Source organism: Streptomyces sp. NPDC029956, from assembly GCF_055574655.1.
This window is the reverse complement of record NZ_JBVHZJ010000043.1, coordinates 45,260-70,692: the sequence shown is the minus strand read 5'-3', so window position 1 is coordinate 70,692 and position 25,433 is coordinate 45,260. Positions and strand designations below refer to the sequence as shown.

Sequence of the window (25,433 nt, the reverse complement as noted above, 5' to 3'; positions counted from 1 at the left end):
CCCCCCCCCCCCCCCCCCCCCCCCCCCCCCCCCCCCCCCCCCCCCCCCCCCCCCCCCCCCCCCCCCCCCCCCCCCCCCCCCCCCCCCCCCCCCGGCCCACTCGACGCAGCTGACCTCACACCCGACCCCACGTGAGCAGCCTTTCGCGACAACACTTCATGCGGCCCGCCGACATGGCACGCCAGTGCGGCGCCGTGCGTGACCGGGTCCGGCTCCGGTACTCGAGGAGGGCCCACAGCCCCTCGCACCGGACCCGCGGCGCTTCTGGTCCGTGCGGCGAATCTCCGCCGCGATCCTCGCCGCCATCACGCTCGGCGGAACCGGGCTGCTTCTGTACGACGTGGCCGCCGTGCGCGCACGGGCCACACGGCCATGGCGTGGCGCAGCTCGCTCGCCGGCGAGCTCGCCACCCGGCCCCTCGACGACACGTGGGTGATCGCCGGTGCGGCGCTGACCGTGGTGCTCGGACTGTGGCTCATCCTCCTGGCGGCAACGCCCGGCCTGCGGGCCGTACTCCCATGCGGCGCGAACACGCCGACGTACGGGCCGGGCTGGACCGGGAAGCGGCCGCGCTGGTCCTGCGCGCCCGCCGATGCCCTGACCGCACTGTCCGCGCAGGCCCTCGGCAACGCCCGTGCATCCACAGGGTTCGCCTCTCTGCGCACCGAGGCGCGCGGCTGCGCGCCGTCAAGCGCCGGGCCCGGCGGGTGGCATAGGGGGGACAGGAGGAGGGGACGGCAACGGCGGTCTGCGGGCGAGGGCGGGAAGCATCTGCCACGGCTCCGGCAGCTCCGGCGGGATCTGCCGATCCTCCTCCAGCAGGGAAACGGAGGTTGGCGACCCGCGGAGTACACGTGAAGCCAGCCGAGTGACGGGTCCACCACGAAATCGGAGGCACCCTGCCGGCGGTCGTGCCCAGGAGCTGGCTGCGACCGGCGACTGAGTCTCACCTCGGAGCTCTTCGACCAGCTGCGGCGCCCGGGCGGCAGAGCCGCGCGGCAGCGCGCCGCGCACCCACGCAGAGAACGCCTGACCGTCGTGGTGAGCGAGGTGGCACACACCACAGCCGCAGCCTGAGCTGGCGCTTCGTCCAGTCGACGCGACCGCATCAGTGGACGGTGGGACGATGAGAAGACCAACGGCACACGCGCGGGCAGTCAAGCGCGCCCCTCCCCCAGCCAGACAGCAGGCCAGGCCATGACGAAACAGCCGAAGCCATCTCAGCCGAGGCACGGCAAGGGACCGAGTCCCCACGAGGGCACCGAGCAGCACGGCTGGTCCCCCGACGTGGACGAGACCCGACAGCAGGAGAACCCGAGCGCTCATCGGTCCTTCCACCCCGACACGTACGCCCCGTCCAAGGGCCCCGGACGCACAGTCTCCAAGGAAGAGGCCGGGAGTCCTCATGGTGAGCCGGTCAAGAGCCACGGCGAACGGGGTGAGCAGCAGAGCGAGGGCTCAGGAGAGAAGGGCATGCACGATCTCGGCCCCCGCGGCCGCTCCCAGCGGCCCAGCGGAACGAAGGATGCCTCCGCCACGACGGACGTGGACCCACAGGACCCGCCCGGCAAGCGCAGCGCCGGTTAGCACCGCCTCCACACAAACCGAGGGAACGCGGTCCCGGCACACCTCTCTTCCACGGCTAAGGATCCCCTCATGGCCGTTCGAAACCAGTTGATCCACCGCTCGCCACCGGCAGTCTGGACAGTTCTCGCCGATCCGAAGTGCTACGGGGAGTGGGTGGTTGGGCCGTCCGAGTCCACCCCACTCGATCAAGCCTGGCCCGAGGTCGGCTCCCAGCTTCTGTACACCGTGCGACTGGGCCCCTGGTCGACCGAAGGGGTAACGACGGTCCGCCATCAGGAGCCAGGAAGCGAGCTCGAGCTCGAAGCCTCCTTCAAGGCCTTGGGCACGGCGAGGATCTTTCTGCAGCTCAGGCCTTGGGGCGAGGAGACCTTGGTCGTCTGCGACGAGCACCCCCTGCGCGGCGTGGGAGGAGCACTTCACAACCCCGCCGTCGAGGCCCTGCTCCAACTCCGGCACAGGGGAATGCTGGCCCGCTTGGCCAAGACCGCAGAGCAGCGGGACGAAGTCCAGCACGCCTGACGAGCAATGACCGGTGAGGCCCCTCTCAACGCCTATGTGGGCGTTACCTACGAGGGCCGAACCTCAGAGACGGTCTGCGGGGCCCGTCGTCGGGTCGACCGGTTCCCAGAGGGTGACGCGGCACTCGGCCAAGCGTTGGTCACCGATCCGGTCGGCCCAGTGGCGGTCTACGCTGTCCGCGCCGCGCCGGGCGACCTCGGCCGCGGCGACCCCGTCGGGGGTGAGGTCGGCTATCTCAAGACCGACCCGTGCCCCGGGACTGTCGGGCCCGCAGGACACCGATGCGCCTGCTGCTGACCATCGACAGCTCGGAACGGGACGGCGGCAGCGGCAGCTGGAAGCCGCTTGAGGACCGAGACCTGCCCGCCCATGGGGACGCAACCTCCACCGACGTCACCGTGAGCCGCTTCGGCGAACTCAGCCTCTTCGCCTGCCCCACCGATCCCGACCACTCGCACCGCTGGACCAGCCAGTAGACAGCGGGCGCCAGAGTCCACGTGGCGCAGCTTCCGCTCGTCGTCGGGCGGAGTGCCGTCGCCTCTCGCAAGCATCGAGCACTTGTGCCGCCGACACCTCCTGAACGGAGCTCAAGTGGTGTCGCACGGCCATGACTCTCCTCCTGGGCGAGGGTGATGCTGCTCCGGTCCCGCGAGGCCCCTCCTGTCGGCTGCGGCGCCGCCGGGTCCGAGGAGGCCGGTGGCGGGCAGGGGCGTATCGCCGAGTGCCGCGAGGACATGCCGGAAGTAGTGCGTGACGAGCGTGGGCATGAAGGCGCGGGCCTCCTGCGCAACGCGCACCCATGGCGGGGCGTACAGGTGAGCTGAGCGGCGTTCGATACCCCGGACCATAGCCGCCGCGTAGAGGGCCGGGTCCTGGTTGACCGAGGCCGGCCATGGCAGGTGCGCGCGTAGTGTCTGGAAGACCTCTGTCTGGTCGGCGTGGCGGATCAGCGAGGTATCGGCCCAGTTCAGGTAGGCAATGCCGACGTCGACGCCCCTGTGGGTGATCTCGGCCCGCAGGGCGTGTGCGAAGGCTTCGACCCCGGACTTGGAGGCGCAGTACGCGGTGAGGAGCGGGGTGGGTGCCAACGCGGCGAGGGAGGCGACCTGGAGGTAGTAGCCGTGGCTGCGCAGGAGATCGGGGAGGAAGCAGCGGGCGGTGAGGGCACTGCCGACGAGGTTGACTTCGATCACCCGCCGCCAGTCCTCTGGGTCGCAGTCCTGGAGAGCGCCTCCGATGGCGACGCCGGCGTTCGCGACGACCACGGAGGGCGAGCCCAGCGTGTTGCGGACGTCTTCGGCAGTTGCCGCCAGTGCGGCCGCGTCGGTGACGTCGACCGTCCATGGGGCGGCAGGTCCCGGCAGCTCGGTCGCAAGTCGGCCCAACCCTTTCCCTTCCAGGTCGAGCAGGGCCACATGGGCGCCACGCCGCGACAGTGCGTACGCCGTGCTCGCGCCGATGCCCCCGGCAGCGCCGGTGACAACGGCGACCCGGCCTTGCAGGGGGCTCGAGTGCGAGTGGGTGCGGTACCGGCGGGCGCTGGGCCTCATGCCCATGCCTCTGCCCGGCCGCGTCCGTTCCACGCGTGACCGGCACGGCCCCTCGACGCCCAAGGTGATCATCATGTGCGCCTACCCGCGCATCCCATGGTCACCCGCCGCGGGCGTGCCTGGCCCCCGCTTCCCGGAGAGCGCGTCGGGCCGCCTCGTGAGTTCGCGGAGAAAATCACCTACGTGTCGGTTCGAGAGCTTCATCGAGGGCAGCCGCCGAGCGAGAGGCAAGCCCGTGACGAGGGTTCCACTGGGGAGCAACGATGAGGGCACTGACCTGGCACGGCAAGCAGGACGTACGCGTGGACACGGTGCCCGATCCCGTACTCCGAGACCCCGACGACATCGTCGTCGAAGTGACGACCACGGGGCTGTGCGGCTCCGACCTGCACCTCTACCTGATCCTGGGCGCCTTCCTCGACGTCGGCGACATCCTGGGCCACGAGGCCATGGGCATCGTGAAGGAGGTCGGCCCCGCCGTCACCGCCGTGAAGCCGGGCGACCGGGTCGTCATCCCCTTCAACGTCTCCTGCGGAACATGCTTCATGTGCGAACGCGGCCTGCACTCGCAGTGCGAAACCACGCAGGTCCACGAGCACGGCACGGGCGCATCGCTCTTCGGCTACACCAAGCTCTACGGCCAGGTGCCTGGAGGCCAGGCCCAGTACCTCCGGGTCCCGTTCGGCAACACCCTCCCCATCCCGGTACCGCACGGACCGCCCGACGACCGTTTCGTGTACCTCTCCGACGTCCTGCCGACGGCATGGCAGGCCGTCGAGTACGCGGCCGTCCCGCGCGGCGGCAGCGTCGCCGTCCTGGGGCTCGGCCCCATCGGCGACATGAGCTGCCGCATCGCCGCCCATCACGGTGCGAAGACCGTCATCGGCATCGACCTCGTGCCCGAACGTCTGGAGCGGGCCAGGGGCCGAGGTGTGCAGACGCTGGACCTCAAGGAGTCCAAGGGTGGCCTGACGGACGCTGTGCGCGAGCTCACGGGAGGCCGCGGGCCGGACGCGGTCATCGACGCCGTCGGCATGGAAGCGCACGGCAGCCGAATTGCCGGCGCGGCGCAGACGATGACCACACTGCTGCCGGACGCCCTGGCCGCCGGACTGATGAAGGCCGTCGGAGTCGACCGTCTCTCCGCCCTGTACGCGGCCATCGACCTCGTCCGGCGCGGGGGCACCGTATCCGTCTCCGGGGTCTACGGAGGCGCCGCCGACCCGATGCCCCTGCTGACCATGTTCGACAAGCAGCTGCAGGTGCGCATGGGCCAGGCCAACGTTCACCGCTGGGCGAGCGACATCCTCCCGCTCCTCACCGACGAAGACCCGCTGGGCGTCGACGGCTTCGCCACCCACCGGCTGCCGCTGGAACAGGCGCCGGACGCCTACGAGATGTTCCAGAAGAAGCAGGACGGCGCAGTCAAGGTTCTCTTCACACCCTGACGGGCCCAGGACATCGGGCGCGGCCCGACGTTGAACCCGCGGCCCGGTCCGCGGCCGCCTGGGCGACCGGCCTCTGCCGGGAGCTTTGACCCTGCGCTCACCAGTGGCGAACCATTCCCGGTACGCATGACCACGAGCGCGCCTCGCAGCCTCGGTTCGTCTGACACGGCGGCGGAAGCACCGCATGCGGCGGGTCATTCCGGGCAACCGCACCTGTGTGAGGTGAATGGTCATGAGCGCCGACCTGGGAGCCCAGACTGTGGAACCCGGCGCGGCCGGATCGCCTCCCAGGGTATGCGTGGTGCGCTTGTGCGGGGACCTCGACATGCATCACGCGGACGAAGCACGTTCCCTCCTACGAAGAGCGATGACCGAAGCTCCAGCCGGCGCCGAGGTGGTCATCGACCTCCTGTACTCCTCCTTCTGCGATTCCTCCGGCCTCGAAGTGCTCATGACCGTCAGACGGTGGGCCACGGATTCGGGCCGCACCATCCGACTGGGGGCACCCTCACATCAGATGCTCCGGCTCATGGAGATCACCGGGGATGCCGCCTTGTTCGCGATGGGCCCTGCGCCTCAAGACGTCGGGCCCGATGCTGGATGCCCCCCGGACCGTCGACGAAGGCCGGCTGAGTCACTGACTGACTGATCAGGCGATGATGCGGGAGGTTTCGCACGTGATGATCGGTTCCGCAGCCGGATGGCTGTGCTACGGCCTGCCGCACGAACCCACTCCTCACCTCCCTCTTCTACCGGCCGCGGGCACGTGGGCCGTGCGCGGCAGGCATCCAGGGTCCGGACGAAGATGTCCGGGTCGAGGGCTGGGTCGAGGGCTGGGTCGAGGTCTGGCTTTGCGCCGTCGGAAGACCGGCCGGTGGGCGAGGTCGTGCGCGAGCAGGACCACCTGCCCGAACACGAAAGCCAGGAACGCGGCTGCCGGTGGCCTCCGGTGTCAGAGTGTGGTGGGGAACCGGTCCCAGGCACGGTGTCCTGCCAGAGACTTCGTGATCTGCTTGAGAACCGCGCCGGCGGTGCCGCCCAGTAGGATGCCCGGTTCGTCCGCTCCGACGCCGGCAGCCTCAAGGGTCAGAGAGGCATCGCCCCATCCGCCGATCGCCTTGCCGTGGCGGTACGCCTCCGAGACCAGCAGCAGGACGCGGGGGTCCGGACCGCCGGGCTCCGCCGCACCGGCCTTGGCGTCGCGGGCGCCGCGGGCGTCGGCGGCCGCTTCGGGCGTTCCGGCCAGCAGGAGGGCGTCGAACTCGATGGAACGGGCGGCGGCGAAGGTGCGCTGCACGGTGACCGGATTCTTCCCGCGACCGAGGACGCCGCCTGTCGGGGCGATGACCAGGGGAACCATGCCCGCCTTGGACACGGCGTCCCGTACGGAGCGGACGCTCCTCAAATCTGCCGCCGGGTGGGCGACGATACCGATGACCCGTCCGTCGACGGGCCAGGTCCGGCCGAGCTGAGACAGTGCGGGGCTCGGGTCGGGGCGCGTGAGGGGCTCCGTGGGAGCCGGCACGGGGAGTCCGAGTCCGGTGGCGACCTCTTCGCAGAGCCGGGGGTCGATGTTGGCGAGGACGGCTAGGGCGCGTTCCTTGACGGCCTGCTCGTAGCACTTGCTCAGTTCGAAGGTGTAGGCGGCGACGATGTGTTCGCGCTCCACCGGCGTCATGCTGAGCCAGAAGAGCCGCGGCTGGCTGAAGTGGTCGGCGAACGCGGCGGGAGCCTCCCGGGCTTTTCGCGCCGCGGGCAGCTCGATAGGCGCCTCGATGAAGGCGGCGGAGTCGGCTGCCGCGAGGAACGGGCAGCCGCCGTCGAGGCTGTTGGGCCGGTAGGGGGCGGTCCCGGCGTGGACGGCGGTCTGATGCATGCCGTCGCGGAGCATGTCGTTGACGGGAGAGTGCGGCCGATTGATAGGGATCTGAGCGAAGTTCGGGCCGCCCAGCCGGCTGATCTGAGTGTCGAGGTACGAGAACAGCCGTCCCGCGAGCAGCGGGTCGTCGGTGACGTCGATTCCGGGAACGAGATGTCCGGGGTGGAAGGCCACCTGCTCGGTCTCGGCGAAGTAGTTGACCGGATTGGCGTTCAGCGTCATCAGCCCGATGGGCTGAACCGGTGCCAGCTCCTCCGGGACGATCTTGGTGGGATCGAGGAGGTCGATGCCCTCGAAGGTCTGGTCCGGAGTATCGGGGAAGGTCTGGATGCCCAGCTCCCACTGGGGGAAGGCCCCGGCCTCGATAGCGTCTGCCAGATCCCTGCGGTGGAAGTCGGGGTCCATGCCGTTGGTGATCTGCGCCTCCTCCCAGACCAGGGAGTGGACGCCCAACTTGGGCTTCCAGTGGAACTTCGCCAGGATGGTGGCACCGTTGGCGTCGACCAGGCGGAACGTGTGGACGCCGAACCCCTCCATCATCCGGAACGAGCGGGGCAGAGCCCGGTCCGACATGTTCCAGAGCGTGTGGTGGGTGGCCTCGGTATGCAGGGACACGAAGTCCCAGAAGGTGTCATGGGCGCTCTGTGCCTGTGGGATCTCACGGTCGGGGTGCGGTTTCGCGGCATGGACGACGTCGGGGAACTTGATGGCGTCCTGGATGAAGAAGACCGGGATGTTGTTGCCCACCAGGTCGAAGGTGCCTTCCACGGTGTAGAACTTCGTCGCGAAACCACGCGTGTCACGCACCGTGTCCGCCGAACCTCGTGAACCGAGGACGGTGGAGAACCTCACGAACACCGGCGTCTCGACGCCCTTCGCCAGGAACGCCGCCTTGGTGATCTTCGTGGCGGTGCCGTATCCCTGGAAGACCCCGTGGGCGGCGGCGCCGCGTGCGTGCACGACGCGCTCGGGAATGCGTTCGTGATCGAAGTGAGTGATCTTCTCCCGCAGGTGGTGGTCCTGCAGCAGCACCGGTCCCCGTGCGCCTGCCTTCAGGGAGTGGTCGCTGTCGGGGAGACGGGTACCTTGTGCGGACGTGAGGTAGGCGCCTCCCTGAGCCACGGTGGCCTGGGGTGCGCCAGTGGGCTGCCCGGTGGGGCTCACCGTGTCCGGGCCGCTCTGGTCCGGCTTGGGCGGCAGGGGCTCGCGAGGGCGGGTCGGCTCCGCCGCGGCGGGCGGGCGGGGCGTCGGCCGCCCGGGCGGTTGCTCCGACGTGGCCCCCTTCTTCGGCGTGGTCCTGGCCTTCGGGCCCCCGCTGCCCGCGGCCTTCTTCGCCTTCTTCTGCACCATGCCTGACGTCTCCTCCTGGCGGACTCCGCGCCTGCGAGGTCTCTGCCGCGCAGGTCGGCGGGGCCGGAGCGACCCCGCCGCAACCCTCGCCCCGGCGGGTGTCCACGGCATGCCGAATGCGCCCGTTCCGCCTAACAGCCGTCCGCCCCGACGGGACTGGGGGGCCACCATGTGGTCGGGAAAGAGCTGTGCGTGCCTGAGAGCTGAGATCGAGGCTCCTCCGAAGGGGGGCCGATCGTTCGGGTGCAGTCGAGGCCCGGGCGGGAGGACCGCGTAGCGGCGGGTAGGCGTCGTGTATGAACTCACGTGCTCTGGACACCTCGCCCACGGACGGGCGGCCCGCAGCCCTCGACACCGCCTCAGCGTGGTGGCTGAAAACCCTGGACCGGCTCGAGCGGAGCACGGTGGCCGATCCGGCCATCAGGGCGATGCAGCGGGGAATCCGGTCGCTCCCTCTGGGCGACGCACGTGATCTGCTGCGCGGCAGGCCTCTGGGTCACCCGCTGCACCCCGTGTTCGTGCAGGTGCCCGTGGGATGCTGGCTGTCGGTCTCGGTACTCGACCTCGTGCCCGGGGCGCAGAAGGCTTCGACCACCCTGAACGCTGTCGGACTGGCCGGCGTCGCCCCGGCAGCGGTGGCAGGCTGGGTGGACTGGGCGGACCTGCCGCCCGAGCAAGCCCGTGTCGGCGCGGCCCACGCGGTCGCCAACGTGGTTGCGGTGGCCTGCTATTCCGCGTCCCTGACGGCGCGGCTCCGCGGCCGTTCGGCGAAGGGGCGGCTGTGGGCCCTGAGCGGGATGGCTGCTGTAGCCGTCAGCGGTGCGCTGGGCGGACACGTGGCCTACCGACGGGCTGCGGGGGCGCACGCCGCTGTGTGAGGAATCCCCGTCGGGTCGTGGGTTCCGTTATGGCCCTCCCGCTCCCTCGCCGAGCCACGCCCCCCGTCAGGACGAGGGGGGCAAAGGGGTGTGGTCAGGGTGATGGGGTGTACGGCGAATCGTCTTGAGACGAGCCTCCAGAAGGTGGTCCCGTCCGCCGGCCACCTCGTCGACGATGCCGCGTTCGACCGAGGCGAAGGGCTCGTAGTAGGTGGTGTTGTATGCCTCGATGATCTGGAAAGTCCAGTGCCCCGGGATGACGTTGCGGCCCACGATCTCGCGCTCGACCCGGGCAGCCTGCTCCTCATGGCCCGCCTCCCTCAAGAGCCGCACCGCGTCGCCGAGCTCGAAGTCCGCGGTCCCGGTCAGCTGGTGGAAGCCGTAGAGGTGGCCGCGGGCCCGCTCCGTGGTTTCCAACGCCTTCGAAAGCGCGCCCAGGGCGCGCACCGTCTTCTCGCCCAGGCTGTCCGGAACCCGGTGTGCCGGATCCATCTCGTGATCGCTGTCCATGGGGAACGTTCTGCCCGGAGAACGCTTCGCCGAGTGGCCGATTGGGCCAGGCAGCCTAAGGCGGCCCCCGGTTGCAGCCAGGCAGATGACACTCCGAACGAGGGGGCTTCGCGCTGAAGATCCGCCGGACAGGCGGACCCGGACATGGCCGACACCGCCATCGCCCTGCTGAAGCGAACCGAGCTGACCCGGAGTGCGGTCCCACCTCTACCGTCGGCGCACATGCGCCGCCCGCCTCCTGGCCCGGCTGAAGAAAGCCCGGATCAGGCCGCCCCTCGCCCTCGGCACGCGGCCGCGGGACCAGAGGTGCCTGCAGGATGGACAGTCCGCGTGACCCGGTCCTCGTACGGGTCCGCTTCTCCCGGCCGCGCCAGTACCGGCTGAGCATGAGCCCGGTCGAGCGCGAGCACGTCATCGCCGGCGATGACGTGCGGAGCGCTGACGGTTCGAGCCGTACGGTCTCCCGCGACGTCGCTCATCCGGGCATTCGCCGGCGCTTGGTGCGGGACACCAGGCGCCGCCTTGCCTGTCTGGTGCGGCCGGTGATGTGTCGAGGAGGGCAGAGGACGCGTCGGCCGTTCGCCTAGCCGTGGACTGCTCGCGTCGGTAGGCGCCGAGGCCGCTGCGGGTGTGACGGTCTCCCGGGTGAGCGCCACTTCTCTCGCGGGGGACCTGGCGCTCCCCCTGGGACCACAGGGCCAGCATCCCTGCTGATCAACGGCTTGGCTCCGCTGTACCACCAGCAGACGAAGAATCTGCTGGGCGTCAGCGGGCCCGCTGGCGCCCAGACAAGGGATCAGCACTGGTCGCGACAGATGCGGCCGGCGTGGTGGTCGCGTGTGGTCGCACGCTGGACGCGTCAGGTCCTTCTCCACATCCTGGGAGCGATCGGCCAACGTCTCCGGACGGACGCGAGCGGCGTCCGGAGCATGGCGGTCCTTCGGCACCACCTGGCGCGACAGGGAGACACTCGCAGGAATCTTCCTTGCCCGCATGGCCTGTGCGGCGGCAATGTCGATATCGTCCGAGCCGGGAGTCTCAATCGCCGCCTATCAAGGTAGCACTCCCATCTGACACACCATCACGCAAGTCAGCATCAGAACCGACGGAAGCCGCTTCCAGTCGCCACGCAGCGCCAAGATCATCTACCTGGGGAACACCACCTGATCCGCGGAGACGCAAGCCAAAGGCCCTTCCACTAGAATCCCAAGGAGACACCCATGAGGATGCTGCCCCACAGCCACTTGACGAACTCGGCTGCGGCATGAGCAGTGCAGTCCTCGATGGCGATGCCTTCCGGGGACAGCTTGGCCATGCCCTCCAGCTCCTCCTCGCCGACCGTGATGCCGAAGTGCATGACGGACCCGCGAACGGGACCTTCCTCCCCCTCATCGATACGGACGAACGTATCCGTCTCCCGCTCGCGCAGCTTGGCCTCGGTCCCCTCGTAGGTCAGGCCCCAGGTGGAACCCTCGGCCGGGTCGAAGATGTACGTGGTGCGGAGTTCGGCCAGTTCGGACGCATCCACGCTCTCGTTCCCTCATCGTGTGCTGCCGTTTGTCAGGGTACGTATCGCGCATCAGCGCGCTGGCAGGTGAGGTGCTGTTCCCAGCCCTCTTCTAGCACCAAGGCGGCAGCGCTGACTCTCTCCAGTGCCTCGTCGGCCGCTTCGTCGTCGAAGTTCCATGTCGCCGGGTGGCTTCGCCACTGGGAGTCGACGTCGTCGATGAGACGGTGCGCGAACGAGTTGCGGCGCTCCCTCAGCCACGACACGTGATCTTCGAGTTCCTGGCGATCGACGGTGTCCTGCCAGCGCTCGGCGAGCACTCGGGCGAGGAGGTGTACCCATCCTTAGAGACGTCGCCTTCATGTTCCTCAATCTCTGTCTCGGTCATCTGGGCGAACCTCTCGTGTGAACGTGTGGCAACCGTTCAGCCTCTCACTCGGGGGATGAACGGTCTCAGAGTTTCCTGAGCGGACTGACTCGTGATTCGGCGAGGCTGGATCCGGACCGGCCTTGGCGCGTCAGTGCCCTTGACCGAGGTCGTCTCCGCTGATGCCCTTGGGCGGTTGGATGACGAACTCGGGGGGTTTCGTGACGGGGGTTGACCTTGGGACGCTGGGGCGCATGAGTGACACGCCAGCGCCAGTTGGGGAGACGCATCCCCTTCACGGGTGGACGGCTGACGCATGAGGCTTCGGCGCGGGATCTCGATCGCTGTCGTGGCCGCCGGCGGGGTCGTGACGACCATGCTCGTGGGGCTGGTCACGAACGCGGTGTCCGAGTCGGAATGGCCGGGGTGGTTGGGGTGGCTGCAGAGGCATGCCTGGTTCTCGTTCGTGCTGCTCGGGGGGCTGCTCGTGGTGATGACGGTGTTGGCCGCCCTGTCGGATTCACGGACGCCCGTGCGGCAGCCCGAGTCGGCGCCCCAGAACGAGGCCGAACCGCCGGGAGCCGCGCTCGTGTTGCGGGCGCTGCCGCGCGACACCGCGGCGTTCACGGACCGTGGCGCCGAGCTGTCGGCGCTTGTGGGGTCGGTACGGGCGGCGCAGGAGAGTGGTGAGGCGCTGCCGGTGCATGTGATCGACGGGATGCCGGGGGTGGGGAAGACGGCGTTCGCCGTGCACGCCGGGCATGTGCTGGCGGAGCGGTTCCCGGACGGGCAGTTGTTCGTGAACCTCAACGGGCACACGACCGGGCGGAGTCCCGTGCAGGCCGGCGAGGCGCTGGCGTCATTGCTGTCGGCGACCGGGGTGCCTGCGGGGCGGATCCCGGCCGGTGATGATGTGGGGGCGGTCACTGAGGCGAGGGCCGCTATGTGGCGTAGCGGTCTTGCGGGGAAGAAGGCGCTGCTCATCCTCGACAACGCGGCCAGCTACCGGCAGCTGGAGCCGCTGCTTCCTGGGGCGGGCGACTGTCTGGTGCTGGTGACCAGCCGGAAGCGGCTGGCGGCGCAGGAGGAAGTGGTGCTGCCCGTGGAGGCGCTGCCGGCGGATCACGCTGTCGATCTGTTCGTACGGCTCAGTGGGCGGCCGGCGGCGTCGCTCGACCGGGACGTGGTCGCGGAGCTCGTCGGGCTGTGCGGGTATCTGCCGCTGGGGGTGTCCCTGCTCGCCGCGCGGCTGCGGCACCACCCGTCGTGGGGCGCGGAGGATCTCCGCGAGCGCCTGTTGGCCGCGCGGGATCGGCTGGGGGAGCTGCGGGCCGGGGAGCGGGCGGTGGCGGCGACGTTCGAGCTGTCGTACCAGGACATGGAGGAGGAGCACAGGCGCTTCTTCCGCGGCCTGGGCTTCTACCCTGGGACCGACCTTGACGCCTATGTCGGTGCCGCGCTCGGTGGGGTGACCATGGCGGAGGCGCGGCACCAGCTCGACGCGCTGTACGACGCCCACATGATCGACGAACATCCGGGAAGCCGGTACCGGCTTCATGATCTGTTACGTGATTTCGCCCGTGGTCTCGCCGACGAGGGAGACAGCAGTATGGAGCAGACCCAGGCCGTTCAGCGAGTGTGCCTCTACTACCTGGCCGCTCTCGCCGCCGCGAACCGGCACCTCGTCCGAAGAGGCGCGGTCGCACCGACACGGCCCGACGAAGCCGCTTCGGTGGAGACCCCGCGCATGGAGTCCCGTGCGGCGGCCCTCGGCTGGCTGGAGAACGAGCGGGCCAACGTCCTCGCCTGCATTCGGCGCGCGAGCGGTCTCGCCCTGCACGAGCTCGTCATCCGCATGGCCGCCGCCATGGCCCCGTTCCTGCGGCAGGCCGGCCCGTGGGACCAGGCCGTCGGGCTCCATCGGACAGCCGCCGACGCCGCCCGGCATACCGGCGACCGTAAGGCCCGCGCCGGGGCGCTCGCCGAGCTTGGAGTCGTACGGCGCTTCATGGCCGCCTACCCCGAGGCGGTCGAGGCGCTCAACGAGGCGGTGGAGGAGTACGAGGCCGCGGGCGACCGGCGCGGCAAGGCCGACGCGCTGAACCAGGCCGGCATCGTCTGGCTCATGACCGCCGACAACGAGGCTTCCGCACGTGCCCAGACCGAGGCTCTCGCTCTCTACCGCGAGGTGGGCGACCGGCTCGGGCAAGCCAACGCGCTCGCGGATCTCGGCATGGTGCGCCGGCAGACCGGACGGTTCGACGCCGCCGTGGAGGCCCAAAGCGAGGCGCTGTCGATCTACCGGGAGCTCCACGACCGGTACGGGGAGGCGAATTCCCTCAGGGACCTCGGCGTCGTGCACCGACTCACGGGCGAGTACGAGCAGGCGGAGCGCCGACACCGAGAGGCGTACGACATCTACGTGGAGCTCGACGACCGGACCCACCAGGCGTACGCGCTCAACGAGCTGGGCGTCGTGAGGAGGCTGACGGGCGACGTCGTCGGCGCCCGGGAGGCGCACGACCAGGCGCTGGAGCGCTTCACCGAACTCGGGGAGCGGTTCGGACGCGCGAACAGCATCCGCAACCTGGGGGCGCTGGAGCGCGTGTCAGGGAGCGCCACGGAAGCGGTCCGGGTACTGGAGGAGGCTCTGAGCGCGTTCCGCGATCTCGGCAGCCGCGGTGGGGAGGCCGCCTCCCTGAGCGAGCTGGGTGCCGCCCGATGGATGCTCGGCGAGTGGGATGAAGCCATTGAGGCGTTCCGGCGCAGTCTGGACCTCCACCGGGAGCTGGGGGACCGGTGCGGCGAGGCCGAGGTACTGAACCACTGGGGGCCCTTGGTACGCGCCTCAGGGGAGGCGGAAATTGCGCGGGAGTACTTCGAGGAGGCCCTCGTCCTGGCTCGAGACATCCGCTCTCCGCTGGAGGAGGCGCGGGCCCTGGAAGGGATCGGCCGCTGCGACTTGATCACGGCCGGGGTGACGCGGGCCGAAGGCTATCTGCGGAACGCGGCCGCCCTCTACCGGCGGCTTGGAGCCGGCGCGGCGGCGCAGGAGCTCGAAGAGCTGCTCGCCCCACGAGCCGGATAGCCCGGTCGTCACCTGGCCGGAATCCGTATGCCGCCGACGACAACAGCACTGCTACGGTGCCGAGTCGGTCTGTCGCTTCAACCGCCGTCGCACGGTGCCGGTCCGCTATGGGCACCACCACCCCGAGGAGCGTTGAATGTCGTCACGTACGCCTGTGCTCGCGCCGCCCACCTGCCCTGACTCCATCCACGGCAACGCTGTCCTGGAACGGATCGCCGCCCGCGTACAGCAGCGACTCGACGAGGAAAAGTCCGAGGCGGACGGCTTCGCCGAAGGGCCTCACGCGGCGTCTCTCATCTGGCCCTGGTGGTTCTGAGCATCGACTCTCGATGACCTCGCTCGAAGAGACCGCCCCTTTTCGGACCTTCATCCTCAAGGTCGCGAACCGCTGCAACATCGACTGCGACTACTGCTACGTATTCAACTCCAAGGACCAGTCGTGGCGGCACCTGCCCGTCCGGTTCGGCGTGGACGTGGCGAGGGAGGCAGGCTGGCGCATCGGCGAGCACGCCACGGCGCACGGCCTGCCGGCCGTCCATGTCGTCCTGCACGGTGGGGAGCCGATGCTGGCCGGCCGCCGCCACGTGACCGAGCTCATCGACGCCGTACGCGAAGGCGTCCCGGCGGAAGTGAAGGTCCGCTTCGAGCTTCAGACCAATGGAACGCTCCTCACGAAGGCGTGGCTCGACCTGTTCGAGAAGTACGGGGTGGTCGTCGGCGTGAGCCTCGACGGGCCCCCGACCGCTAATGACCGGCACCGACTGACCCACACCGGTCGGTCCAGCTCGGCGGCCGCCGTGCGCGGCATCGAGCTGCTGCGGGAGCGGCCGCACCTCTTCGCTGGTCTCCTCGCAGTCGTGGACCTGGCCAACGACCCTGTCGAAATCCACGACTACCTGGCGTCCTTCGAGCCGCCGGTCATCGACTTCGGTCTACCGCACGCCACCCACGACGACCCGCCGCACCGCGACAACCTCGACGTGCCCGAGTACGGGCTCTGGATGAGCCGGGTGTACGACGCCTGGCTCTCCCGGCCCGAGCACCGGCACAGCATCCGGATGCTGGAGGACATCGTGGCGCTCAGCTCCGGCGTGCGCGGTGCGGTGGAGACACTCGGCCTGGCCCCGCCGACGAGTGTCGTGATCGAGTCCGACGGAACGATGGAAGCCGTGGACACCCTGCGCTCCGTCGAAGAGGGCGCCTCCCGGCTCGAGCTCGACGTCTTCCAGCACTCCTTCGACGAGGCGTCGCGTCACCCGAAGCTCCTGCACCGGGCAGACGGCAGGGCTGCGCTCGCCGAGAAGTGCCAGAGCTGCCCTCTGGTGGAGGTCTGCGGAGGCGGCTACCTCCCGCACCGCTTCAGCGCTGCCCACGGCTATCGGAACCCCTCTGTCTACTGCGCGGACTTGGAGTACCTGATCCGCCATGTCCAGGACTCGCTGCGCGCGAGCGGGTGGGACGCGTACGCGCCGACCGCGCAGTCTCCATGAGACGGCGGGCCGTAGCGCCGCTGAGGCGTCGAGCGTTGGAGCAGGTGAGCGAAGTGAACGACGATCGAGGAGTTGTACATGACGGTGACGATCCGACCTGCCGAGCAGCGGGACGTCCACGCGGTGGCCGAACTGATCGAGGAGATCGAGCGGTTCTACGGATCGACCGAGATCCAGCCCTTCGAGGAGCGGCGCGCGCAGGTGGAGGAGGCGCTGTTCGGCGCCCCGCCGCTGGCCTCCGCCCTCCTGGTCGAGGACGAGGCCGGGGACATCGTGGGGCTCGCCGCATACTCCTTCCTGTGGCCGGCGGCCGGCTCCACTCACTCCCTGTTCCTCAAGGAGCTGTACGTTCGCGACACCCTGCGCCGCCAGGGCATCGGTGCCCAGCTCATGGACGAACTCCGGGCCCTGGCTGCCGCGCGCCCGGGGTGCGGCCGTGTCGAGTGGATGACGGACCGCGACAACCCCGTCGCCCGCGCGTTCTACAAGTCGCTCGGGTTCGCCGAGTTCGATGGGAAGATCGTCTACCGGATCGAGACGACCGGCACGGCGTAAGGGGACGCGGGGCTGTGAAGGAAGAACTCTGCGAACGATGCGAGCTCATCGTGGGACTGGGCTGCTGCTGCCCGGCGAACGGCGCCGCGCCCAGGGCGGAGCGGCCCGCGTCGCCGATTCGGCGGGAATGGCGGGGCTTCCCTGCGGACACCATCCTGATCTCGCCCACGCGGTACGCGCACCTGCCAGGGGCTTGTACTCACCTGGAGGACGAGTACATCAAGGCACCTCGGTGGGGATGGATTCCGGACCCGCCGTCCGGGCTCTGGGACCGGCTGAACGTCACCCATCCGGCGACCGCGACAGCGGGCAACACCGGCCGGCAGGCTGTACAGAGGTGCAGCTCATGCGAGACGGCGGTGTCGTAGCGGCTCCGCCGTGGACGGTCACCGGGTTCGACTCTGTCGCTGATCTTGTAATGGCCCCTGGATCCTGCACGATCACGCTGGGTACGTTGTCGCCATGCTCCCCGAACCGCGAAGCCGTGAAGAGCTGGTCACCTTCCTGCGTGACCTGCACGAAGAGTTCCGTGCCCGTGGCCACGAGTGGGAGAACAACACTCTTGACGACTTCCTCGAAGCACTCGCAGCGTGGGTGAACGACTCCCCAGGTGCGTACCGCCAAGGGGGAGAGCAGATCCCCCTGACGGAGACTGGACCTTCATCGCCCGAGCCCTCCACGCAGCCACCAGCTACGAGTAGAGCGGGGCTCCGCGGCTCTCCAGCGTCGCTCAGGGCCTGGTGGCGATAACCACCTCGGTCCGGATCACCTCGTCGAACCGTCCGGACGGGGCGAAGTCGAGGAGGGCCACGCGCAGGTCCCGCTCGAAGGCGTCCTTCTTCTCGCCGAGTTGGGCGGGGCTGGAGTAGGAGAGGCTGAAGACCCAGCCGATGACCTCGCCCACGGTGCGGGTCAGGGTGTGGTCCCAGCGCGTGGTGTCGACCCGGGAGAACGGGCTGCGGGCAAGGACGTCCTGGTGGCGTTCCTTGGGGTGGGAGTAGGTGCCGGAGCCGGCGCGGCGCTCGGGGCCGAGGTAGCGCGTGCGGACCTCATCAATGACCTGTCGCCAGGGGGCGGGTTCGAGGTCGCCGGGGGCGCCGCCGGAGGCGAGGACGATCGCTCCGCCGGGCTCGATGATCCGGTCGAGGTCCCGGGCGACCCGGTCGCGGTCCATCCAGTGATACGCCGCGCCCATGACGGTGAGGAGAACGGGCCCGATATCCATCGTCGGGAGGGTGGTGGAGTCGCCCTCGCGCCAGGTGATGTTGGTGATACCGCGCTCGGCGGCCAGACGGCGGCCCTCTTCAAACATGCCCTTCTCGGGGTCGACGGCGATGGCCTCGCCGACGAGCGGAGCGAGTTCGAGGGCGATGATGCCGGGGCCGGCACCGAGGTCGAGCACGCGCTGGGTGCCGTTGAGGCCGAAGCGCTTGGCGAGCAGGTTGTAGAGCTCGGGCGCGTAGCGAGGCCGGAAGGCAGCGTAGTACGGCGCGGTGGACGCGAACAGCTCTTCGGGCGTGTAGGAGGGGGTGGAGGAGGTCACGGGTCCAGTCTCTCGCGGGGGTGCGGTCAGGGGCGGGTGATCAGTCAACGAGCCGGGGAGGCGCTCAGGTGCTCCCACCAGTCGGCGACGGGGCGGGCGCCGGAGCCCTCGCGGGCGACGGAGCCATCAGGGTTTCGGTCGCGGGTGCCGAGGAGCTGCCGCTCGACGGCATTCAGGTCCGGCCGGTCGAGAAGCCCGGGGGCGGAGTCGTCGACCGCGTTGAGCCACCGGTAGCCGTACTGCATCATGACGGCCAGCCGGTCGTGTCCGGAGCGGTTGAGGCCGCCGGCGTGCCAGGTGCGGTTCTCGAAGAGCACCACGTCATACGGGCCGATATCCGGAGTGATCGCGCCGGGCGGGTCGATGTCCCCCTCGGGGACGGTGACGGGTCCGGTGCGGCTGTGGCTGCCGGGCACGAACATCGTGAGCCCGGCGTCCGGGCCGGGGTCGGTGAGGAAGTACGCCACCTTGATCGCCAGGCGGGGCGTGTGCTCGACGCCGAGGTCGGCCACGGTGGAGGACATGTCGCGGTGCCATCCGTGCCGAGACGGCACGCGGATGGTGCGCTGCTCGTCGGACAGGGACGGCATGGCGATCAGGTTGCCCGACATCAGGTGGATGTTCGGGCTGAGCAGGCCGACGAGGGTGGGCAGCACGGCCGGGTTGGCGACGAGCGGCAGGAAGGCGTCGTCCAGGGCGACGACGCCGCGGAAGCCGTCCTTGCCGTCGACCGAGCGGTCCCGGCCCACAGTGCGGTCGGTGGCCAGGAGCTGTACGGCGGCCTCGGCCGCGCGGTCGCGGACCTCGGGGGCGAGGGCGCCGCGCAGGATGAGCAGGCCGTCGCGGTCGAAGGTGGCCAGCTGCTCCGGGTTGGGTGCGAGCGGGGTGGTCATCGCGGCTCCTTGAGCATCGAGAACGCCTGGGCCGTGAGCGCGGTGGCGGACATGCCGCAGAGCTCCAGCAGGTCGGCGGACGACAGGGGGCGGCCGGGGTCGAGGTAGCCGACCACCCGGACCCGGGCGGCTTCGCCGCGGGCGGCAAGCAGGGCCCGTACGGCGGGTGCCTGCGTGACGGTGGCCAGCAGTACGGGAACGCCGGCCGGGAACAGGCGGGCGAAGGCGCCGTCGGGCAGCGCGGCGGGCCAGGTGTCGGGTGTGCCGAGGACGGTGAGGTCGTTGATGTGCACGTACTGGATGCGCGTGTCCGGGCGGGCGGCGGCGATCTGGTCGGCGGCGGCGGACAGCTCGCGCGCCGCGACATCGCCGGCGGAAGCCAGGACGAGATCCGGGCCTCCCGGACATGAGCTGCTGAGGTGTGGCCAGATCGCGGCGCCGTTCGTCATCTCCTCGCGGAAAGTATCCGGCGGGAACGTAAGCGTGTGGTGCTTGTCGGCGATCAGGAAGTTCGCCCGGTCGCGTCCGGTGAGCATGGCCGTGAGGGTCGCGGCCGCGCGGGTGGCGTCGGCCGGGGTGTAGACGTGCACGGTGGGGTTCTCGGTCTCCAGCATCGCGGAGACGAGCCCAGGGTTCTGGTGGGTGTAGGTGTTGCGCCAGCCCAGCGAAGTGATCAGGTAGTTGATGTTCGGCAGCCCGCCCATGCCGGACGCGGTCCGCGTGCTGCGGTGCTTGAGATGCTGGACGAGCAGGCTGGTGTTGACCGCGGCGAACGCTTCGTACGTGGCCAGCAGCGCGTCGCGGCCGGTCTCGGTGTAGCCCTGGAGCCAGGCGTGGCACATTTCCTCGTTGAGGATCTCGCTCGCCCATTCCGGCATCCCGCCGTCCCCAGCGTCGGCCAGGCAGAGTCGGTTGGAGGCGGCCTCGTCCGGGCTGAACAGCCGGAACGAGCCAGCGGCGGCGCGCTCGCGGATCACGGCGCTGACCAGCGGCCACGCCTGTTCTCCGCGGACAGTGAGCGGCTCTACCGGTGAGGCGGGGCGGGGCCGGAGCGGCGGGTGTGGCAGGGCCTGCCGTACGAGGTCGGACGGCTGCCCGCGGTCGGTGAACAGTTCGGCCGGCTCGTACGAGGCCAGCCAGGAGGCGAGGGCGTCGAACTCCTCCTGGTTGCGGGCGGGGTCCTTCAGCGGGGTCTTGTGGACGGCCGGGGCTCCGGCGATCTGGCGGCCCGCGACCTGCTCGGGGCCGGTCGCGCCCTTGGGTATGGTCAGGACGATGACCGGCTGCGGCCGGGCGACACCGAGCGGCCGCAGCCTGGCGAACACCTCGGCCAGGACCGTCCGGAAGCCGGCCATGTCGGAGCCGTCGTGGAGGAACGGCTCGTACCCCAGGCCGGTGAAGTACGCGCGCAGCTCGTCCTCGTCGAGCCCGGCCAGCACCGACGGGCCGCCCATCCGCAGGCCGTTGGCCAGCACGACGGGCAGCACCGCGCCGTGCAGCCCGGACCCGAGCAACGCGCGTCGGGCCGTCCACGCCGCAGCGGCGGCGCCGGTCTCCAGCTCCCCGTCGCCGAGCAGCGCGACCACCAGGCGGCGCGGGGCGTCCAGGACCATGCCCTGCGCGACGGCGAGTGCCGGCCCGAGCTGGCCGCCGGTGTAGCGCACGCCGGGGATCAGCGGAGTGATCTCCCCGCCGTAGGCCCGGGTGTGCGGGAAGCCCGAGGCCAGCGCGCGCATGTCGGCCGCCGACCAGCCCGGGCCGTTGCCGGTCAGGGTGAGGGTCTTGGTCAGGTACGCGTGAGCCAGCGCCGACGGCCCGGCGTGCCCGGCGCCGTGGACGACCAGGACCTCGCTGCCCGGGGGCCGTCCGGCGGTGAGCGGCCCCAGGTGCGCGAGCATGAAGTTCACCGGTGGGCACACCCCCCAGTGTCCGCTCGGCGCCTCCTTCACGTCCTCCACTCGGAGCGGCCGGGCGGGAAGCACGTTGTCGTTCAGGTACAGCTGTGCGGCGCACAGGTAGTTCAGCGCCCGCCACGCGGCCGTCACGGCCGCGTCCGGCACACGGGCCACGGCGTGCGCGGCGGCCTGGCTCCAGTCGGGGAAGTCGCCCGGGCCCGTCACGGCGGCGGGCCCGGGGAGCAGGGCGGTCTTGGTCACCGTGCCGCCCCCTTCCGGGCGGCGACCGCGTCCACGGCAGCGGTGACCCGCCCGGCCCGGATCTCCTCCGTGCCGGCCTCGGTGATCAGGTGGAGGATCTGCGCCTGCTCGTGAGCGGGCACCGCGCTCCAGTCCAGCCCGGTCCGCTCCAGGGCAGCGGCCAGGTCCTCAGGCACGCTGCGCGGGGTGCGGTCCCGCACGCCTCGCACCGTCAGCGGCACTCCGGTCACGCCGTCGGTGAGGGCCGCGTACGGCACCGCGGCCTGGCCGCGCAGCGCGTAGGCGACGACGGTCTTGGAGCTGCCGGTGGGGAAGGTGACGCGCAGCTGGGCACCGCGCTGGCCGACCGGCCCCCGACAGGGCAGCAGCAGGAAGTCCCGGCCGCCGATCCGCTCCGGCCGGGCCACGACACGCACGACGTCGGACGCGGCCGGCAGCGGGAGCAGGACCATCGGATCAGACCCCGCCTGGTCGGACTCGGACAGGAGGGGCGGTCGGGTGACGGCGATGATGCCGCCCTGGCCGCCCCCGGCTCGCCGCGCCGCCTTGTGCGTGAACAGCGTCCGGTCCACCGCCGCGAGCAGGGCGTCGGTGAAGGCGTGCTTCCAGCTCCGTTCCCGCTCGGCGGGCAGGTCGTCGGCGGTGACGTACATCAGGGCGAAGGAGACCGTCACCGGCAGTACGGCGCCGAGCCGGTCCCGCAGCACCCCGAGGGCTTGGTGGAACTGGGTGGCGTCGTCCACGACCGCGGCGAGGATCACCTCGTCGCCGCCGAAGGTCGCCGCACATCCGGAGTCGAAGGGCTGCTCGCGGAACCACGCGCGGGTCGTGGCCCCCACGGTCGCCATGACCTCGTTGCCGGCCAGGTGCCCGTAGGAGGTCGGGTTGGTGGAGTTCGTCCGCTCCACGTGGTCCTTCAGCCCGTCGACGTCCCCGATCGCCAGCGCCACCAGCCGTCCCTCGTCCAGGGCGGCGGTCAGGCAGCGCGGGATATGGCTGTGGAAGTCGGGGAACGCGACGAGGCCGGTGACCGCGTCCTCGCGGCTGCCCTCGCACCAGGTGCGCAGCGGCATCTGACTGGGGTCGAACAGCGGCACGGACGAGGTCAGCGGATCGTGGACAGGCGGTGCTGCCGGGTGGGGCGTACGGGACGGCTCCATTAGCCGGCCACCTCCGATGTGATCGTTTCCGCCGCAGCCCGGGCGGGCAGCAGCAGCGGGAGGGTGTTGAGGGAGTGCAGGCGCGGCGTGGACGCGGCTGGCATCTGTGGGCCAGTCATGTGCTGCCGGTCCAACCAGGCCGTGTGCCAGCTGGCCGCCGTGGCCCCGCGTACGTCGGCGCTCATCGAGTCGCCGACGTGCAGCAGTTCCTCCGGCCGCAGCCCGCTGGCGTGCTCGACAGCGGCGAACGCCTCGGGCTCCGGCTTGATCGCGCCGGTGCGCGCCGAGTAGAAGATGCCGTCCAGCAGCTCGCGGAACGCGGGAGGATCCTGCTCGGGCACTGAGGAACCGAGCGCGTTGGTCATGGCGTACAGGGCATAGCCCCTCACCCGCAGCTCGGCGAGCATGTCCGGCACGTCCGGGTACAGCTGCGGCTCCTCAGCCCGGCGCCGGGCCCGCTCCAGCACCTCGGTGAGCGGGCCGGTGAGCCCGGGCCGCCCGAAGTCGGCCGCGATCTCGTGGGCGAGGTCCCACGGGGTGACCAGGCGCCGCTTGGCTCCCTTGCCCATCAGGGCGCGGGCCTCCTCCAAGGAGATGCCGAGGACCTCGGCGACCTGGCCGGTCGTCGCCACCGGCTCCGGGCGCACCAGCGTGCCGCCCAGGTCGAAGCAGACCGCCCGCACCCCGGACCACATCACCCGGCCGTTCACGACCCGATCTCCCACGTCGGGAGCGGCGAGGAGGTGACCGGCAGCGGGGCGAGCCCGGCCCCGGGGCTCGACGGCAGCAGCCCCGCCTCCACGACGGCGGCCTCAGCGAACACCTGCTGCCGCAGCGGCTCCAGCGTCAGATGCCACTCCACCGCCGGAATCTTGTCCCGGCAGCACGCCCCGGCCAGCGCAAGCGCCGCCCACAGCCGGTCGCCGTGCGGGAACGTCGCCATCCCCAGATCGGCGGCGACCTCGGTGGTGTGCAGGGAGCGGGCCAGCCCGCCCGACCAGCCCGGGTCGGTCTGCCACACGTCCACCGACCCGCCCGTCAGCAGCCGCATCTGCTCGTGCTCGTCGACCGCGTGCTCACCGGCCGCCATCGCCACCCCGGCCCCGGCCGCCCGCAGCCGGGCCCAGGCGAAGCCGCCCGACTCCAGCAGCTCCTCGGCGAACGCGACATCCAGGTCGGCCAGCACGGACATCAGGGCCAGCGCCTCGTCCAGCCGGCATCGGCGCAGCCCGTCGACCATGAACCGGCCGTCGCCCGCCGCCTCCCGCAGCGCCCCCAGCACCCGGCCGACGACCCGCGGCCCCTGGCGCAGCAACTCCTTGGTGAGCGGCCACTTCTGCCCCCAGAACCCCTGCTCGGCGATCCACGCCGCCGCTTTCACCGCCTCCGGACGGCTCGGGTCCAGGCCGAGCGCGGACGCGTACACCGGCACCCGCTCCCGTACCGTGCCGCCCAGCAGCTCCGGCACCGACCGGCCCGAGGCCCTCGACGCCAGATCCCAGCACGCCAGCTCAACCGCCGACACGGCCTGACGGGCATGCGCACCCTGCTGGTGCCGACCCGCCCGCGGCCGGTAGACGAGCTTGCGCGGCGCCGCCGCATCGTGCCCGACGAGCACGTCGGCGAGGGTGTCCACGACGAGCCGCGCCACGCCCTCCCCGACGGGCGCGTGCCAGCCCGAGACCCCGTCGCCGACCACCTCGATCGCGAACCGCGTCCGGTGCTCCGGCCACGACGGACCCGCCGGCGCCACCGCCACCGCGGCCACCGCGTCCGACAATCCCTCCGGCAGACCGGCCGGCTGCCCGGCCACCGGCCACACCCGCACCGCCCGCACCACCGTCACGGCCCCGCCGTCCCGCCCGGCCATCAGATCCGCGCCCCGGTCAACTGCTCACCGGCGAACGTGTACGCCCACGGCGAGCGGTAGTTCTGCCACCACTGCGGCCGCAGCCTCGTCTCCGCGAACAGCTCCTCGACCGCGCGGCGCATCGTCAGGTTCCACTCGATCGTCTCCGACCCCGGCGTGCGGTAGACGTCCATGTACGGGTTGTGGGCCTGGTACGTCTGGAACCGCGGGAACGTCGTGGTCACTGGCACCAGCCGCTTCAAGTTCTCCACGGCCTCCTCGATCGGGTCCAGGCCCACGATGTACGTGAAGTCCGTGGTGATGCCCCGCTCCTTCGCCGCCCCGAGCGTGGCGACCATCTGGTCGATCGTCAGCACGGCCTTGGACTGCTTGAGGATGTTCGCCCTGTTGGTGAAGCACTCCACCGTCAGCGTCAGGTGGAACGGGCCGAGCTCGGCGGCCCGGTCCAGGCCCGCCTCGCTGGTGAGGACCGACGACAGGAAGTGCAGCGTGCCCTCGCAGCCGGTGCTGCGCATCGCGGCCCGCACGCCCTCCAGGTGCTCCAGGGCCAGGTGCTCGTAGAGGAAGCAGCCGGTGCACACCGTGACGGTCTCGACCCCCGACAGGTCCGCCATGCCGGAGTTCGCCGCGAGTGTGGCGAAGTAGCCAGGCAGGTCGAGCTCGCGGATCGCCGGGTCCGAGGCCCCCTCCAGGGTGTTCGGACAGAACGTGCACCCCACGCACTGGGAGCGCTGGTTGGAGTTCAGGGTGAGCATCTTGGTGCCGTTGCGCCAGTAGCCCAGCACGGCGTCGTCGTCCTCGATGCCCGTAACCGCGCCGACCCGCTCGCCGTGCAGCCGCAGCTCGCGCTCGTCGATCTCGAACGGCGAGTCCTCGCGGCCCAGGGAGAGGATCAGGTACGACGGGTCGGCCGGCCGCGAGTCCAAGGCCAGCTGGAACCGCATCCGCGGCTTGTCCAGCGGCGAGCGTGCCCCGCAGCTGTTCAGCGCGAGGAGCAGTACGTCCTCACGGTTGATCTTCCGCTCATGGGCCACCTCTTCCAGGTGGCTAACGGATTCGAGCATCGGCTTCCCTCTCTGGTGT

At 70.7% G+C, this 25,433-nt stretch carries 23 protein-coding genes and 1 pseudogene; 12 read left to right on the top strand and 12 right to left on the bottom strand.

Annotation, left to right across the window (positions count from 1 at the left end):
• Nucleotides 1-271: 271 nt before the first annotated feature.
• The 4 genes and pseudogenes from ACZ4XX_RS28660 to ACZ4XX_RS28645 all read left to right on the top strand — a co-directional run.
• A pseudogene (locus ACZ4XX_RS28660) lies at nt 272-590 on the top strand (DUF6286 domain-containing protein); the annotation flags it as partial.
• Nucleotides 591-1,197: 607 nt separating this feature from the next.
• The gene (locus ACZ4XX_RS28655; RefSeq protein WP_468510760.1) at nt 1,198-1,587 is read left to right on the top strand and encodes a hypothetical protein; all 390 of its coding nucleotides are present in this window, start codon (nt 1,198-1,200) and stop codon (nt 1,585-1,587) included.
• 69 nt (nt 1,588-1,656) lie between these two features.
• Entirely contained in the window at nt 1,657-2,106 is a 450-nt protein-coding gene (locus tag ACZ4XX_RS28650) for an SRPBCC family protein (protein ID WP_468510759.1), read from the top strand.
• A 281-nt stretch (nt 2,107-2,387) separates the two neighbouring features.
• Complete coding sequence (locus ACZ4XX_RS28645; protein WP_468510758.1) at nt 2,388-2,582, top strand: hypothetical protein; 195 nt, start codon at nt 2,388-2,390, stop codon at nt 2,580-2,582.
• 111 nt (nt 2,583-2,693) lie between these two features.
• On the opposite strand, the gene ACZ4XX_RS28640 is transcribed toward ACZ4XX_RS28645, so the two are convergent.
• Nucleotides 2,694-3,656 carry an SDR family oxidoreductase gene (locus ACZ4XX_RS28640; RefSeq protein WP_468510757.1) on the bottom strand — a complete coding sequence of 321 codons (963 nt, stop codon included), beginning with the start codon at nt 3,654-3,656 and terminating at the stop codon, nt 2,694-2,696.
• Between the two features lie 263 nt (nt 3,657-3,919).
• Here ACZ4XX_RS28640 and ACZ4XX_RS28635 point away from each other — a divergent pair, with 263 nt between their 5' ends.
• Together ACZ4XX_RS28635 and ACZ4XX_RS28630 are read left to right on the top strand one after the other, a co-directional pair.
• Nucleotides 3,920-5,104, top strand: a complete 1,185-nt coding sequence (locus ACZ4XX_RS28635) for an alcohol dehydrogenase catalytic domain-containing protein (RefSeq protein WP_468510756.1) — start codon at nt 3,920-3,922, stop codon at nt 5,102-5,104.
• Between the two features lie 226 nt (nt 5,105-5,330).
• The gene (locus ACZ4XX_RS28630) at nt 5,331-5,753 is read left to right on the top strand and encodes an STAS domain-containing protein (RefSeq protein WP_468510755.1); all 423 of its coding nucleotides are present in this window, start codon (nt 5,331-5,333) and stop codon (nt 5,751-5,753) included.
• 303 nt (nt 5,754-6,056) lie between these two features.
• Here ACZ4XX_RS28630 and ACZ4XX_RS28625 read toward each other — a convergent pair whose 3' ends face one another.
• Entirely contained in the window at nt 6,057-8,333 is a 2,277-nt protein-coding gene (locus tag ACZ4XX_RS28625) for a catalase (protein WP_468510754.1), read from the bottom strand.
• 296 nt (nt 8,334-8,629) lie between these two features.
• Between ACZ4XX_RS28625 and ACZ4XX_RS28620 the strand changes: the two genes are divergently transcribed.
• Entirely contained in the window at nt 8,630-9,211 is a 582-nt protein-coding gene (locus tag ACZ4XX_RS28620; protein ID WP_468510753.1) for a DUF2231 domain-containing protein, read from the top strand.
• A gap of 66 nt (nt 9,212-9,277) precedes the next feature.
• Here ACZ4XX_RS28620 and ACZ4XX_RS28615 read toward each other — a convergent pair whose 3' ends face one another.
• The 3 genes from ACZ4XX_RS28615 to ACZ4XX_RS28605 form a co-directional block, all read right to left on the bottom strand.
• A complete protein-coding gene (locus ACZ4XX_RS28615) occupies nt 9,278-9,721 on the bottom strand; it encodes a hypothetical protein (RefSeq protein WP_468510752.1) in 444 nt (147 codons plus the stop codon).
• A 1,198-nt stretch (nt 9,722-10,919) separates the two neighbouring features.
• Nucleotides 10,920-11,249, bottom strand: coding sequence for a hypothetical protein (locus tag ACZ4XX_RS28610; protein WP_468510751.1), 330 nt, complete (start codon nt 11,247-11,249; stop codon nt 10,920-10,922).
• 32 nt (nt 11,250-11,281) lie between these two features.
• Nucleotides 11,282-11,548: a hypothetical protein gene (locus tag ACZ4XX_RS28605; protein ID WP_468510750.1), complete on the bottom strand. Its 267-nt coding sequence runs from the start codon at nt 11,546-11,548 to the stop codon at nt 11,282-11,284.
• 363 nt (nt 11,549-11,911) lie between these two features.
• Here ACZ4XX_RS28605 and haaT point away from each other — a divergent pair, with 363 nt between their 5' ends.
• The 5 genes from haaT (at nt 11,912) to ACZ4XX_RS28580 (ending at nt 17,478) form a co-directional block, all read left to right on the top strand.
• On the top strand, nt 11,912-14,683 hold the full coding sequence (haaT, locus tag ACZ4XX_RS28600; protein ID WP_468510749.1) for a cyclophane-containing RiPP biosynthesis TPR protein HaaT: 2,772 nt from the start codon (nt 11,912-11,914) through the stop codon (nt 14,681-14,683).
• A 136-nt stretch (nt 14,684-14,819) separates the two neighbouring features.
• The gene (haaA, locus tag ACZ4XX_RS28595) at nt 14,820-14,999 is read left to right on the top strand and encodes a HaaA family cyclophane-containing RiPP peptide (RefSeq protein WP_026058169.1); all 180 of its coding nucleotides are present in this window, start codon (nt 14,820-14,822) and stop codon (nt 14,997-14,999) included.
• A 13-nt stretch (nt 15,000-15,012) separates the two neighbouring features.
• Complete coding sequence (locus tag ACZ4XX_RS28590; protein ID WP_468510748.1) at nt 15,013-16,173, top strand: FxsB family cyclophane-forming radical SAM/SPASM peptide maturase; 1,161 nt, start codon at nt 15,013-15,015, stop codon at nt 16,171-16,173.
• A gap of 78 nt (nt 16,174-16,251) precedes the next feature.
• A complete protein-coding gene (gene haaN / locus ACZ4XX_RS28585) occupies nt 16,252-16,728 on the top strand; it encodes a cyclophane-containing RiPP N-acetyltransferase HaaN (RefSeq protein ID WP_468510747.1) in 477 nt (158 codons plus the stop codon).
• Nucleotides 16,729-17,190: 462 nt separating this feature from the next.
• Nucleotides 17,191-17,478: a DUF7660 family protein gene (locus ACZ4XX_RS28580; RefSeq protein WP_468510746.1), complete on the top strand. Its 288-nt coding sequence runs from the start codon at nt 17,191-17,193 to the stop codon at nt 17,476-17,478.
• Here ACZ4XX_RS28580 and ACZ4XX_RS28575 read toward each other — a convergent pair.
• From ACZ4XX_RS28575 to ACZ4XX_RS28545, 7 genes are read right to left on the bottom strand one after another with little or no spacing between them, the layout of a single operon-like run.
• Nucleotides 17,459-18,271, bottom strand: coding sequence for a class I SAM-dependent methyltransferase (locus ACZ4XX_RS28575; RefSeq protein ID WP_468510745.1), 813 nt, complete (start codon nt 18,269-18,271; stop codon nt 17,459-17,461). The genes ACZ4XX_RS28580 and ACZ4XX_RS28575 overlap by 20 nt on opposite strands.
• 44 nt (nt 18,272-18,315) lie before the next feature.
• On the bottom strand, nt 18,316-19,164 hold the full coding sequence (locus tag ACZ4XX_RS28570) for a phytanoyl-CoA dioxygenase family protein (protein ID WP_468510744.1): 849 nt from the start codon (nt 19,162-19,164) through the stop codon (nt 18,316-18,318).
• The gene (locus tag ACZ4XX_RS28565) at nt 19,161-21,320 is read right to left on the bottom strand and encodes a phosphoketolase family protein (RefSeq protein WP_468510743.1); all 2,160 of its coding nucleotides are present in this window, start codon (nt 21,318-21,320) and stop codon (nt 19,161-19,163) included. Before ACZ4XX_RS28565 ends, ACZ4XX_RS28570 begins: the two co-directional genes overlap by 4 nt.
• Nucleotides 21,317-22,480: a nucleotidyl cyclase domain-containing protein gene (locus ACZ4XX_RS28560; RefSeq protein WP_468510742.1), complete on the bottom strand. Its 1,164-nt coding sequence runs from the start codon at nt 22,478-22,480 to the stop codon at nt 21,317-21,319. The genes ACZ4XX_RS28565 and ACZ4XX_RS28560 overlap by 4 nt, the downstream gene beginning before the upstream one ends.
• Entirely contained in the window at nt 22,480-23,190 is a 711-nt protein-coding gene (locus ACZ4XX_RS28555) for an HAD family hydrolase (protein WP_468510741.1), read from the bottom strand. Before ACZ4XX_RS28555 ends, ACZ4XX_RS28560 begins: the two co-directional genes overlap by 1 nt.
• Nucleotides 23,187-24,350 carry an enolase C-terminal domain-like protein gene (locus tag ACZ4XX_RS28550; protein WP_468510740.1) on the bottom strand — a complete coding sequence of 388 codons (1,164 nt, stop codon included), beginning with the start codon at nt 24,348-24,350 and terminating at the stop codon, nt 23,187-23,189. Before ACZ4XX_RS28550 ends, ACZ4XX_RS28555 begins: the two co-directional genes overlap by 4 nt.
• On the bottom strand, nt 24,350-25,414 hold the full coding sequence (locus ACZ4XX_RS28545) for a radical SAM family protein (protein WP_468510739.1): 1,065 nt from the start codon (nt 25,412-25,414) through the stop codon (nt 24,350-24,352). Before ACZ4XX_RS28545 ends, ACZ4XX_RS28550 begins: the two co-directional genes overlap by 1 nt.
• Nucleotides 25,415-25,433: the final 19 nt, after the last annotated feature.

What these genes read in the sequence shown, in the direction of transcription:
- ACZ4XX_RS28635 (WP_468510756.1), top strand. Translation starts at nt 3,920, where the DNA reads ATGAGGGCACTGACCTGGCACGGCAAGCAGGACGTACGCGTGGACACG.
- ACZ4XX_RS28620 (WP_468510753.1), top strand. Translation starts at nt 8,630, where the DNA reads ATGAACTCACGTGCTCTGGACACCTCGCCCACGGACGGGCGGCCCGCA.
- haaN (WP_468510747.1), top strand. Translation starts at nt 16,252, where the DNA reads ATGACGGTGACGATCCGACCTGCCGAGCAGCGGGACGTCCACGCGGTG.
- ACZ4XX_RS28640 (WP_468510757.1), bottom strand. Translation starts at nt 3,656, where the DNA reads ATGAGGCCCAGCGCCCGCCGGTACCGCACCCACTCGCACTCGAGCCCC.
- haaA (WP_026058169.1), top strand. Translation starts at nt 14,820, where the DNA reads ATGTCGTCACGTACGCCTGTGCTCGCGCCGCCCACCTGCCCTGACTCC.
- ACZ4XX_RS28545 (WP_468510739.1), bottom strand. Translation starts at nt 25,414, where the DNA reads ATGCTCGAATCCGTTAGCCACCTGGAAGAGGTGGCCCATGAGCGGAAG.
- ACZ4XX_RS28650 (WP_468510759.1), top strand. Translation starts at nt 1,657, where the DNA reads ATGGCCGTTCGAAACCAGTTGATCCACCGCTCGCCACCGGCAGTCTGG.
- haaT (WP_468510749.1), top strand. Translation starts at nt 11,912, where the DNA reads ATGAGGCTTCGGCGCGGGATCTCGATCGCTGTCGTGGCCGCCGGCGGG.
- ACZ4XX_RS28580 (WP_468510746.1), top strand. Translation starts at nt 17,191, where the DNA reads ATGCTCCCCGAACCGCGAAGCCGTGAAGAGCTGGTCACCTTCCTGCGT.
- ACZ4XX_RS28625 (WP_468510754.1), bottom strand. Translation starts at nt 8,333, where the DNA reads ATGGTGCAGAAGAAGGCGAAGAAGGCCGCGGGCAGCGGGGGCCCGAAG.
- ACZ4XX_RS28560 (WP_468510742.1), bottom strand. Translation starts at nt 22,480, where the DNA reads ATGGAGCCGTCCCGTACGCCCCACCCGGCAGCACCGCCTGTCCACGAT.
- ACZ4XX_RS28615 (WP_468510752.1), bottom strand. Translation starts at nt 9,721, where the DNA reads ATGGACAGCGATCACGAGATGGATCCGGCACACCGGGTTCCGGACAGC.
- ACZ4XX_RS28645 (WP_468510758.1), top strand. Translation starts at nt 2,388, where the DNA reads ATGCGCCTGCTGCTGACCATCGACAGCTCGGAACGGGACGGCGGCAGC.
- ACZ4XX_RS28630 (WP_468510755.1), top strand. Translation starts at nt 5,331, where the DNA reads ATGGTCATGAGCGCCGACCTGGGAGCCCAGACTGTGGAACCCGGCGCG.
- ACZ4XX_RS28570 (WP_468510744.1), bottom strand. Translation starts at nt 19,164, where the DNA reads ATGACCACCCCGCTCGCACCCAACCCGGAGCAGCTGGCCACCTTCGAC.
- ACZ4XX_RS28590 (WP_468510748.1), top strand. Translation starts at nt 15,013, where the DNA reads ATGACCTCGCTCGAAGAGACCGCCCCTTTTCGGACCTTCATCCTCAAG.
- ACZ4XX_RS28655 (WP_468510760.1), top strand. Translation starts at nt 1,198, where the DNA reads ATGACGAAACAGCCGAAGCCATCTCAGCCGAGGCACGGCAAGGGACCG.
- ACZ4XX_RS28550 (WP_468510740.1), bottom strand. Translation starts at nt 24,350, where the DNA reads ATGGCCGGGCGGGACGGCGGGGCCGTGACGGTGGTGCGGGCGGTGCGG.